Source organism: Microbacterium sp. H37-C3 (assembly GCF_027157935.1).
Classification (GTDB): domain Bacteria; phylum Actinomycetota; class Actinomycetes; order Actinomycetales; family Microbacteriaceae; genus Microbacterium; species Microbacterium plantarum.
On the sequence record NZ_JAPVLR010000001.1, the window covers coordinates 229,515 to 240,679 of the forward strand.

An 11,165-nucleotide genomic window follows, 5' to 3' on the forward strand; every position below is an offset into this window, starting at 1 on the left:
GCGGAGAAGGGAGCGGCGGATGAGCACGCGCACCGTGCTGCATGAAGCCGACATCGCGCGGGCCCTGACGAGGATCTCCCACGAGATCCTCGAGTCGAACAGGGGACCCGCCGACCTCGTCATCCTCGGCATCCCGCGGCGGGGCGTTCCCCTCGCTGCACGCATCGGCTCTCTCCTCGCGGAGATCTCCGGGACGGTCGTCCCGGTCGGAGCACTCGATGTGACGATGTACCGCGACGATCTGCACCGAAACCCGACGAGGGCACCGCAGCCGACCGAGATTCCGGAGGGCGGCATCGACGGCAAGGTCGTCGTCCTCGTCGACGACGTGTTGTTCTCCGGACGATCGATCCGCGCGGCCCTCGACGCGCTGCAGGACATCGGTCGCCCCGCGGCCGTCAGACTCGCGACTCTCGTCGACCGCGGCCACCGCGAACTGCCCATCCGACCCGACTTCGTCGGCAAGAACCTGCCCAGCGCCCGCGACGAGCGGGTCAATGTGCGCCTGCGCGAAGTCGACGGCATCGAGGAGGTGACGATCGGAGCATGAGGCACCTGCTCGACACCAAGGACCTGGATCGGCGCGACGCCCTGCGCATCCTCGACGTCGCGGAGGACATGGCGGCTACGCAGCAGCGCGAGGTCCGCAAGCTCCCCACGCTCCGAGGCAAGACCGTCGTGAACCTCTTCTTCGAGGACTCCACGCGCACCCGGATCTCGTTCGAGGCCGCCGCCAAGCGCCTCTCGGCCGACGTCATCAACTTCTCGGCTAAGGGCTCGTCGGTCTCCAAGGGCGAGTCGCTCCAGGACACGGCACAGACGCTGCAGGCGATGGGGGCCGACGCCGTCGTGATCCGCCATGGCGCCTCCGGCGCACCGCAGACCCTGGCCGGCAGCGGATGGATCAGCGCCGGTGTGGTCAACGCCGGTGACGGCACGCACGCGCATCCGACGCAGGCCCTGCTCGACGCATTCACCATCCGCAAGCGATTCTTCGGCGAGGCCAGCCGGGGCCGCGACCTCGCCGGTCTCCGGGTGACGATCGTCGGCGACATCCTGCACTCGCGCGTCGCGCGGTCGAACGTCTGGCTGCTGACGACCCTGGGTGCCGAGGTGACCCTCGTCGCACCGCCGACCCTCGTGCCGCAGGATGTGTCGGCCTGGCCGGTCCGCGTGATCTACGACCTCGATGAGGCCATCGCCGCGGGTCCGGATGCGCTCATGATGCTCCGCATCCAGCTCGAGCGCATGAACGCCGCCTATTTCCCGACTGAACGGGAGTATTCGCGGACGTGGGGCCTGGATGCCGCGCGGCTCGGCGCGCTCCCGGCCGATAGCATTGTCCTGCACCCCGGCCCGATGAACCGGGGGATGGAGATCTCCGCCGCCGCCGCCGATTCGCCGCGCTCGACCGTGCTCGAGCAGGTGGCGAACGGTGTCTCGGTGCGGATGGCCGTGCTCTACCTGCTGCTCGCGGGCGAGCGCACCGAAGCTGAGGAGGACGGACGATGAGCGAGAGCTTCCTCATCCGCGGAGCGCGCCTGGCCGGCGGCGACGCGGCGGACATGCTGGTCATCGACGGGACGATCGCCGAGGTCGGCACCGGCCTGAGCGCCAGAGGTGCCACCGTCGTCGACGCCGACGGGCTCATCGCCCTGCCGGGGCTCGTCGACCTGCACACCCACTTGCGCGAGCCGGGGTTCGAGGCGTCCGAGACGATCCTCACCGGGTCGCGTGCCGCAGCGGCGGGCGGGTTCACCACCGTTTTCGCGATGCCCAACACCTCGCCCGTCGCCGACACCGCGGGTGTCGTCGAGCAGGAGCTCGCCCTGGGCGAGGCCGCCGGGTACGTGCACGTCCAGCCGATCGGCGCCGTCACGATCAGGCAGAAGGGCGAGCGCCTGGCCGAGCTGGGCGCGATGGCCGCCTCGCGGGCGCGCGTCCGCGTGTTCAGCGACGACGGCTTCTGCGTCTTCGATCCGCTCATCATGCGCCGCGCCCTCGAATACGTGAAGTCGTTCGACGGCGTCGTCGCCCAGCATGCTCAGGATCCGCGGCTGACCGAGGGCGCCCAGATGAACGAGGGCACCGTGTCGGCAGAGCTGGGACTGACCGGCTGGCCGGCGGTCGCCGAGGAGTCGATCATCGCGCGCGACGTCCTGCTCGCCGAGCACGTCGGCTCTCGACTGCACGTCTGCCACCTCTCGACGGCGGGCTCGGTCGACATCATCCGGTGGGCGAAGAAGCGCGGCGTGAACGTGACCGCCGAGGTGACCCCGCACCACCTGCTGCTGTCGGAGGAGCTCGTCCGCGGCTACGACGCGCGTTTCAAGGTCAACCCGCCGCTTCGCCGTGACGAGGACGTGCGGGCAGTCCGCGAGGGCCTCGCCGACGGCACGATCGACATCGTCGCGACCGACCACGCCCCGCACCCCGCCGAGGCGAAGACGTGCGAATGGGCCGCGGCGGCGAACGGCATGGTCGGTCTCGAGTCCGCGCTGCGGGTCGTGCAGCAAGCGGTCGTCGACACCGGACTGCTCGATTGGGACGACGTCGCCCGCGTGCTCTCGACGGCTCCCGCTCGGATCGGCCGCCTGGCCGATGCCGGCACGCCGCTCGAGGCCGGCCGCCCCGCCTCGTTCACGCTGTACGACCCGCGCCCGGTCCGCACCTTCACGGATGCCGACCTGCGGGGTCGCAGCGTGAACTCGCCCTACCTCGATCGCGAACTGCCGGGCGAGGTGCGCTGGACGTTCTTCCGCGGCACGCCGACGGTCGCCGACGGCGACCTGCTCGAACGCCCGGGAGCCCGCGCGTGACCCGCGAAGGAGCTCTGCTCGTCATGGTCGCGGTCGCCCTGGTGCTGCTCGCACTCGGGGTCTGGGCCTGGCGACGACGAACGAGGCGCGACAGCGGCCTCACGGCACCGGTGGGCGAGTTGCCCGCGGGCGCCGTGCAGACGGCGGCGATCTCGGGACTCTACGTCGCGACGACCCGCCACGACGAGCCGCTCGAGCGCCTCGCCATCCGCGGGCTCGGATTCCGCTCCCGCGTCGACGTCATCGTCGCCGCGGGAGGCGCGGGCGACGGCGTGGCCATCGACCTGACCGGTCAGCCGCGCCTGTACATCCCCGCCGAGCGCATCGTCTCCGTCGATCAGGCCACCGTCGCCATCGACCGTGTCGTCGAGAAGCAGGGCCTGACACGCCTGAGCTGGCTGATCGATGACGAGACGATCGTCGACAGCTACTTCCGGCCCCAGACCGCATCGGCCCGTGCGCTGGCCGATGCCATCCAGACCATCGTCACCCCCACCCAGACCCCAGGAGGCGACGCGTGACACTGTTCACCCGTGACCCCGCCGTGCTCGTGCTCGAGGACGGATCCCGCCACATCGGCCGCGCCTACGGCGCGCGCGGCACCACCCTCGGAGAAGTCGTCTTCGCGACCGGCATGACCGGCTACCAGGAGACCCTCACCGATCCGTCCTACGCGGGCCAGATCGTGCTCCAGACCGCACCCCACATCGGCAACACCGGCATGAACGGCGAGGACGTCGAGTCCCGCCGCATCTGGGTCGCCGGCTACATCGTGCGCGACCCCTCGCGCGTCGTGTCGAACTGGCGCTCCGAGAACTCGCTCGACGAGTCGCTCGAGCGCGACGGCATCGTCGGCATCAGCGGCATCGACACGCGCGCCGTCACGCGCGTCCTGCGCTCGGCGGGCTCGATGCGCGGCGGCGTCTTCAGCGGCGACGCCGCCGAGATCGATCCCGAGGAGCAGCTGCGCATCGTCCGCGAGGCGCCGGAGATGACCGGTCGCAACCTGTCCGCCGAGGTGTCGGTGCCCGCCGCCGAGGTGACCCCGGCGACGGGGGAGCGGCTCGGAAACCTCGCGGTGCTCGACCTCGGCGTGAAGCAGGCCACGGTGAACAACCTCGCCGCCCGCGGATTCGACGTCCACGTCCTCCCGCAGGACGTCACGATCGAGCAGCTCCGTGCGATCGACCCGATCGCGGTGTTCTACTCCAACGGCCCGGGCGACCCGGCCGCGAGCGACCACCACGTCGAGCTTCTGCGGGGCGTCCTCGCCGAGAAGCTGCCGTTCTTCGGGATCTGCTTCGGCAACCAGCTCCTCGGCCGCGCCCTCGGCTTCGGCACCTACAAGCTGCCCTTCGGCCACCGCGGCATCAACCAGCCCGTGCTCGACAAGCAGACCGGGCGCGTGGAGATCACCGCGCACAACCACGGCTTCGCCGTCGACGCGCCGATCGAGGGCGTCGTCGACAGCCCGGCCGGCTTCGGCCGCGTCGAGGTGAGCCACGTCGGCCTCAACGACAACGTCGTGGAGGGCCTGCGGGCCCTCGACCTGCCGGCATTCTCGGTGCAGTACCACCCCGAGGCCGCCGCCGGCCCGCACGACGCCAACTACCTCTTCGACCGCTTCCGCGACCTCGTGGTCGCGACCCAGGAGAACAAGAACTGATGCCCAAGCGCGACGATATCCAGAGCGTCCTCGTCATCGGGTCGGGGCCGATCGTCATCGGCCAGGCCTGTGAATTCGACTACTCCGGCACCCAGGCGTGCCGCGTGCTCCGCGAGGAGGGCGTCCGCGTCATCCTCGTCAACTCCAACCCGGCGACGATCATGACCGATCCCGACTTCGCCGACGCCACGTACATCGAGCCCATCACGTGGCAGGTCATCGAGACGATCATCGCCAAGGAGCGCCCCGACGCGATCCTGCCGACCCTGGGCGGTCAGACCGCTCTCAACGCGGCGATCGACCTGCACAAGCACGGCATCCTCGAGAAGTACGACATCGAGCTGATCGGCGCGAACTTCGAGGCGATCAACAAGGGCGAGGATCGGCAGATCTTCAAGCAGCTCGTCATCGACTCGGGAGCGGATGTCGCCGACAGCCGCATCTGCCACACGATGGACGAGGTGCTCGCGGGCGCCGCCGAGCTCGGCTACCCGCTCGTCGTGCGCCCCTCCTTCACGATGGGCGGGCTCGGTTCGGGCTTCGCGTACAACGAGGAGGACCTGCGCCGTATCGCCGGAGCGGGCCTGCGCGACTCGCCCACGACCGAGGTCCTGCTGGAGGAGTCGATCCTCGGGTGGAAGGAGTACGAGCTCGAGCTCATGCGCGACTCGGCCGACAACACCGTGGTCGTCTGCTCGATCGAGAACGTCGACCCGGTCGGCGTCCACACCGGCGACTCCATCACGGTCGCGCCGGCACTGACGCTCACCGACCGCGAGTACCAGAAGATGCGCGACATCGGCATCGACATCATCCGCGCCGTCGGCGTCGACACCGGTGGCTGCAACATCCAGTTCGCGGTCGATCCGCAGACGGGGCGCATCATCGTCATCGAGATGAACCCGCGCGTGTCGCGTTCGTCCGCGCTGGCGTCGAAGGCGACCGGGTTCCCGATCGCGAAGATCGCCGCGAAGCTCGCGATCGGCTACCGCCTCGACGAGATCCCGAACGACATCACGAAGGTCACCCCGGCGAGCTTCGAGCCGACGCTCGACTACGTCGTGGTCAAGGTGCCGCGCTTCAACTTCGAGAAGTTCCCGGCCGCCGACACCACCCTCACGACGACCATGAAGTCGGTGGGCGAGGCGATGGCGATCGGGCGCAACTACGCCACGGCTCTCCAGAAGGCGCTGCGCTCGCTCGAGAAGCGCGGATCGAGCTTCCACTGGGGCGACGAGGAGCGCTCGGTGGACGAGCTGCTCGAGATCGCGAAGACCCCGACCGACGGCCGGATCGTGGTCCTGCAGCAGGCGATGCGCAAGGGCGCGACGGTCGAGCAGGCTTTCGAGGCCACCGCGATCGACCCGTGGTTCCTCGACCAGATCGAGCTGATCAACGAGGTCGCGGCGTTCGTGGCCGACGCGGGCGAGCTCGACGAGTACGTCATTCGGACGGCGAAGGACCACGGGTTCAGCGACGCGCAGATCGCGCAGCTGCGCGGCATCACCGAAGAAGAGGTGCGCGGCGTCCGCCACGGCCTCGGCCTGCGGCCAGTCTTCAAGACGGTCGACACCTGCGCCGGTGAGTTCCCCGCGCTCACGCCGTACCACTACTCGTCGTACGACACCGAGACCGAGGTCACGCCCTCCGAGCGCACGAAGGTCGTCATCATCGGCTCGGGCCCCAACCGCATCGGGCAGGGCGTCGAGTTCGACTACTCGTGCGTCCACGCCAGCTTCGCGCTGGCGGACGCCGGCTACGAGACGATCATGGTCAACTGCAACCCCGAAACGGTGTCGACCGACTACGACACGAGCGACCGGCTCTACTTCGAGCCGCTGACGCTCGAGGACGTCCTCGAGGTGCTGCACGCCGAGTCGCAGTCCGGCACGATCCTCGGCGTCATCTGCCAGCTCGGCGGTCAGACGCCGCTCGGGCTCGCAAAGGGCATCGAGGCGGCCGGGTACAGCATCCTGGGCACCCAGCCCGCGGCGATCGATCTGGCGGAGGAGCGCGAGCTCTTCTCGCGTCTGCTCGACGACGCCGGTCTCGTCGCCCCGCGCAACGGCACCGCCATCGACGTCGAGGGGGCCGTCGAGGTCGCCGAGTCGATCGGCTACCCCGTCCTGGTCCGCCCGAGCTTCGTCCTCGGTGGCCGTGGCATGGAGATCGTCTACGACACCGAGAGCCTGCGCGACTACTTCGTGCGCGTCGCCGACCAGGCGATCATCGGCCCGGGCCTCCCGCTGCTCGTCGATCGCTTCCTCGATGACGCCGTCGAGCTCGACGTCGACGCGCTGTTCGACGGCGAAGAGCTGTACATCGGCGGCGTGATGGAGCACCTCGAGGAAGCCGGCATCCACTCCGGTGACTCGAGCTGCACGCTGCCGCCGATGTCGCTCGGCCGCACCGAGATCGACCGGGTGCGCGAGGCGACTCTCGCCATCGCCCGCGGTGTCGGCGTGCGGGGTCTGCTGAACGTGCAGTTCGCCGTGTCGGCGGGTGTGCTCTACGTCATCGAGGCGAACCCCCGCGCGAGCCGCACCGTGCCCTTCGTGTCGAAGGCGCTCGGCATCCCGCTGGCCAAGGCCGCGTCGCGGATCATGGCCGGGTCGTCGATCGCCGAGCTGAAGGCCGAGGGGCTGCTGCCCGCCGAGGACGGCTCGCGGGTCCCGCTCGATGCGCCGGTCGCCGTCAAGGAGGCCGTGCTCCCCTTCAAGCGCTTCCGCACCGCTGACGGCCGGACGGTCGACTCGGTCCTCGGCCCGGAGATGCGCTCGACCGGTGAGGTCATGGGCATCGACCGCGACTTCCCGACTGCCTTCGCGAAGAGCCAGGCGGCCGCCTACGGGGGCATGCCGACCTCGGGCACGGTGTTCCTGTCGGTCGCCGACGACGACAAGCGCGCCGTCATCCTGCCCGCCCACCGGCTGCAGGAGCTCGGCTTCCGCCTGATCGCGACCGAGGGGACCGCCGAGATCCTCGCCCGCAACGGCATCCGCGTGGAGGTCGTCGGCAAGTACTCCGAGACCCAGGGCTCGGGGGAGCGAAACGTCGTCGATCTCATCAACGCCGGCGAGATCGACATGGTCGTGAACACGCCCTCGGGCGGCGTCGCTCGCGCAGACGGCTACGAGATCCGGGCCGCGGCCGTGGCGGGCGACCGTGCCCTGTTCACCACGATGGCCGTCCTCGGTGCCGCCGTGAGCGCGCTGCCCGTGCTCCGGGAAGGGTTCGAGGTCAAGAGCCTGCAGGACTACGCCCTCGAGCGGGCGGGGCGCAGGTGACCGCATTCGGGGAGCGCCTGTCCGGCGCGCTCGACACGTATGGGTCGCTCTGCGTCGGCATCGACCCGCACGCCGCACTGCTCGCGGACTGGGGCCTTCCGGCCTCGGCCGCGGGCGTGCGCGAGTTCGGTCTGCGCGTGGTCGAGGCCGCGCGCGAGCGGGTGGGCATCGTCAAGCCGCAGGTCGCCTTCTTCGAACGCTACGGGTCAGCGGGCTTCGCCGCGCTCGAAGAGGTGCAGCGCGCCGCACGCGACGCGGGCCTCATCGTCATCGCGGACGCCAAGCGCGGCGACATCGGCAGCACGATGGACGGCTATGCCGCGGCGTGGCTCGAGCCGGGCGCCCCGCTGGAGGCGGACGCCGTCACGGTGAGCCCGTACCTCGGCCCGGGGTCGCTCCGCGGCACGATCACCGCCGCGGCGCGCGCCGGCAAGGGCGTCTTCGTCCTCGCCGCCACCAGCAACCCCGAGGCGTTCGGACTGCAGTCGGCGGAGGTCACCGTCGTCGAGGCGCAGCGCGGCCAGACGGTCGCGGACTGGGTCGCCGCCGGCGTCGGATGGGCGAACCGTGCGGCGGCGGACGCGGGAGGTCTCGGTCACGTCGGGCTCGTCGTGGGTGCGACCGTCGACCGCGACGAGCTCGGCCTCACGCACGAATCGCTTCGCGGCGCACCGATCCTCGCTCCCGGCTTCGGCGCGCAGGGCGTGGCGCTCGGCGCGGTGCGTTCGGTGTTCGGACCGCTCGCGGGCCAGGTGGTCGCGAGCGCCAGCCGCAGCGTGCTCGCCGCCGGTCCCGACGGAATCATCGACGCCATCGACGCGCATCGGCGGGAGCTCGCCGAGGCAGAGGAGGAAGCCCGTGGCTGATCGTCCCCACCCACCCGAGGTCGACCGCGCCGCGGCGTCACGCCGTGCCGTCGAAGCGCGACGCGAGCGGGCGGCGCTGAAGAAGGATGTCGCGATGCGCGTCATCTCACCTCAGGAGCTCCTGCGGCGCGCTCTCGCCGATCCCGAGTCGGCGGCCGGCGCCATGCGGGTGACCGACTTCCTCACGGCGATCCCGGCGATCGGTGAGAACAAGCGCGACCGGATCCTCGCGGATCTCGACATCTCGCCCGTCAAGCGCCTCGGCGGGCTGGGGTCGCGTCAGCGGCTCGCGCTTCAGCAGTTCCTGGATGCCCGCCTGCCCGAGCCCCAGCCGCGTGCCGGCCGATCGCGGCTGCTTGTGCTGGCCGGGCCCACTGCCGTCGGCAAGGGAACGGTCGCCGCGCACATCCGCGACAACCATCCCGAGATCATGCTGTCGGTGTCGGCGACCACCCGGGCCCCGCGGCCGGGAGAGGTCGACGGCGAGCACTACTACTTCGTCGACGACGCCGAGTTCGACCGTCTCATCGCCGAGGGCGAGCTTCTCGAGTGGGCCACCGTGCACAACCGCCACCGGTACGGCACGCCGAAGGCGCCCATCGAGGCGGCACTCGCGGCGGGGCGCACGGTGCTGCTGGAGATCGACCTGCAGGGAGCCCGTCAGGTGCGCGCGGCCGCGCCGGATGCGACCCTCGTCTTCCTCCTGCCGCCGAGCTGGGACGAACTGGTCGACCGGCTGGTCGGGCGGGGAACCGAGGACGCCGAGGAACGCGACCGTCGCCTCCGTACGGCGCGTGTCGAGCTCGCCTCGCAGGGCGAGTTCGACTACCGCGTCGTCAATGACACCGTCGCGCGCGCGGCCGACGAGGTCGCCGCGCTGGCCGACTGATCGCGTAGACTGGGGGGATGCCTGCGCCTGCGGCGCGGCAGCAGACTCTCCACCGACATCGATCCCGGAAGGATCCGCCATGGCCGGAAGCAACGAAGGCATCATCGACCCGCCCATCGACGCCCTGCTCGACAAGGTCGACTCGAAGTATCAGCTGGTCATCTACGCGTCCAAGCGTGCGCGCCAGATCAACGACTACTACTCCGACCTCCACGAGGGCAACCTGTTCGACAACGTCGGCCCGCTCGTCGACTCGTCGGTCGAGGACAAGCCGCTGACGATCGCGATGCACGAGATCCACGAGGACAAGCTCCGCCTGCGTTCGCTCGACTGATCCGGCGGTAGACCCGTCACATTTCTGCCCGCGGCAGCCGGATGTCGGCCGCCGCGGGCAGAATCGTCTCCGTCCCGATCCCGCCCCGTTCCGTCCCACAGGGAGCCCCGATGAGCCAGCTGCGCCTGTTCACGTCCGAGTCCGTCACCGAGGGGCACCCCGACAAGATCTGCGACCAGATCTCCGACAGCATCCTCGACGCGCTGCTCACGGTCGACCCCGGCTCCCGTGTCGCTGTCGAGACCCTCGTGACGACGGGTCTGGTGCACGTCGCGGGCGAAGTGCGCACCGACGGTTACGCCGACATCCCCGGCATCGTCCGCGGCGTCGTCAACGGAATCGGGTACACCTCGAGCGAGACGGGCTTCGACGGCGACTCGTGCGGTGTGACGGTGTCGATCGGCGAGCAGTCGTCCGATATCGCCGCCGGCGTCGACAACGCCCTGGAGCACCGCGAGCAGGGTTCGATCGATCCGACCGATGCGCTCGGCGCCGGCGACCAGGGCATCATGTTCGGCTACGCGACCAACGAGACGCCGCAGCTCATGCCGATGGCCATCTGGACTGCCCACCGCATCGCCGAGCGTCTGACATCGGCCCGCCGCACCGGGGCCCTGCCGTTCCTGCGGCCCGACGGCAAGACACAGGTGACCCTCGGCTACGAGGGCGCCGTGCCCCGCACGGTCGAGACCGTGGTGCTCTCGACGCAGCACCAGCCCGACATCTCGCTGCCGGCGCTGCGGGCGGCCGTGCAGGCCGAGGTCATCGAGCCGGTGCTTGCCGAAACCGGTCTCGACATCTCCGACGTCGAGTACGTCATCAACCCCGCGGGGCCGTTCGTCGTCGGCGGCCCGAAGGGGGATGCCGGACTGACCGGCCGCAAGATCATCATCGACACCTACGGGGGCGCCGCACGGCATGGCGGCGGAGCCTTCAGCGGCAAGGACCCGTCGAAGGTCGACCGCTCCGCGGCCTATGCGATGCGGTGGGTCGCGAAGAACGCCGTCGCCGCAGGCCTGGCCGACCGTCTCGAGGTGCAGGTCGCCTATGCGATCGGGCGCGCCGCACCCGTGGGGCTCTACGTCGAGTCGTTCGGTACGGGCCACGTCGCCGACGAGGTCATCTCGGCGGCCATCCGCGACGTGTTCGATCTCCGGCCGCAGGCGATAATCGACCGCCTCGACCTCCTGCGGCCCATTTATGCGAAGACCGCCGCGTACGGTCACTTCGGCCGCGAGCTGCCCGAGTTCACCTGGGAGCGCACCGACCGTGTCGAGGAGTTGCGCGCCGCCGCGGGCCTGTGA

At 70.4% G+C, this 11,165-nt stretch carries 10 protein-coding genes; all 10 read left to right on the forward strand.

Annotated elements, in window-relative coordinates; all coding sequences use genetic code 11:
- The first annotated feature begins 19 nt into the window (after positions 1-19).
- A complete protein-coding gene (gene pyrR / locus O1W71_RS01000; protein WP_269266176.1) occupies positions 20-550 on the forward strand; it encodes a bifunctional pyr operon transcriptional regulator/uracil phosphoribosyltransferase PyrR in 531 nt (176 codons plus the stop codon).
- The gene (locus O1W71_RS01005; protein ID WP_112614878.1) at positions 547-1,512 is read left to right on the forward strand and encodes an aspartate carbamoyltransferase catalytic subunit; all 966 of its coding nucleotides are present in this window, start codon (positions 547-549) and stop codon (positions 1,510-1,512) included. Before pyrR ends, O1W71_RS01005 begins: the two co-directional genes overlap by 4 nt.
- A complete protein-coding gene (locus O1W71_RS01010; RefSeq protein ID WP_269266177.1) occupies positions 1,509-2,819 on the forward strand; it encodes a dihydroorotase in 1,311 nt (436 codons plus the stop codon). The genes O1W71_RS01005 and O1W71_RS01010 overlap by 4 nt, the downstream gene beginning before the upstream one ends.
- Positions 2,816-3,340 (forward strand): PH-like domain-containing protein, encoded by a 525-nt coding sequence (locus O1W71_RS01015; RefSeq protein WP_269266178.1) that lies wholly within the window; start codon positions 2,816-2,818, stop codon positions 3,338-3,340. The genes O1W71_RS01010 and O1W71_RS01015 overlap by 4 nt, the downstream gene beginning before the upstream one ends.
- Positions 3,337-4,485, forward strand: coding sequence for a glutamine-hydrolyzing carbamoyl-phosphate synthase small subunit (gene carA, locus O1W71_RS01020; protein ID WP_442923546.1), 1,149 nt, complete (start codon positions 3,337-3,339; stop codon positions 4,483-4,485). Before O1W71_RS01015 ends, carA begins: the two co-directional genes overlap by 4 nt.
- Positions 4,485-7,772, forward strand: a complete 3,288-nt coding sequence (gene carB, locus O1W71_RS01025; RefSeq protein ID WP_269266179.1) for a carbamoyl-phosphate synthase large subunit — start codon at positions 4,485-4,487, stop codon at positions 7,770-7,772. Before carA ends, carB begins: the two co-directional genes overlap by 1 nt.
- A complete protein-coding gene (pyrF, locus tag O1W71_RS01030; protein WP_112614870.1) occupies positions 7,769-8,638 on the forward strand; it encodes an orotidine-5'-phosphate decarboxylase in 870 nt (289 codons plus the stop codon). The genes carB and pyrF overlap by 4 nt, the downstream gene beginning before the upstream one ends.
- Positions 8,631-9,527: a guanylate kinase gene (gmk, locus tag O1W71_RS01035; protein ID WP_269266180.1), complete on the forward strand. Its 897-nt coding sequence runs from the start codon at positions 8,631-8,633 to the stop codon at positions 9,525-9,527. The genes pyrF and gmk overlap by 8 nt, the downstream gene beginning before the upstream one ends.
- 79 nt (positions 9,528-9,606) lie before the next feature.
- The gene (rpoZ, locus tag O1W71_RS01040) at positions 9,607-9,861 is read left to right on the forward strand and encodes a DNA-directed RNA polymerase subunit omega (RefSeq protein ID WP_023950606.1); all 255 of its coding nucleotides are present in this window, start codon (positions 9,607-9,609) and stop codon (positions 9,859-9,861) included.
- Between the two features lie 110 nt (positions 9,862-9,971).
- Entirely contained in the window at positions 9,972-11,165 is a 1,194-nt protein-coding gene (gene metK, locus O1W71_RS01045; RefSeq protein WP_112614866.1) for a methionine adenosyltransferase, read from the forward strand.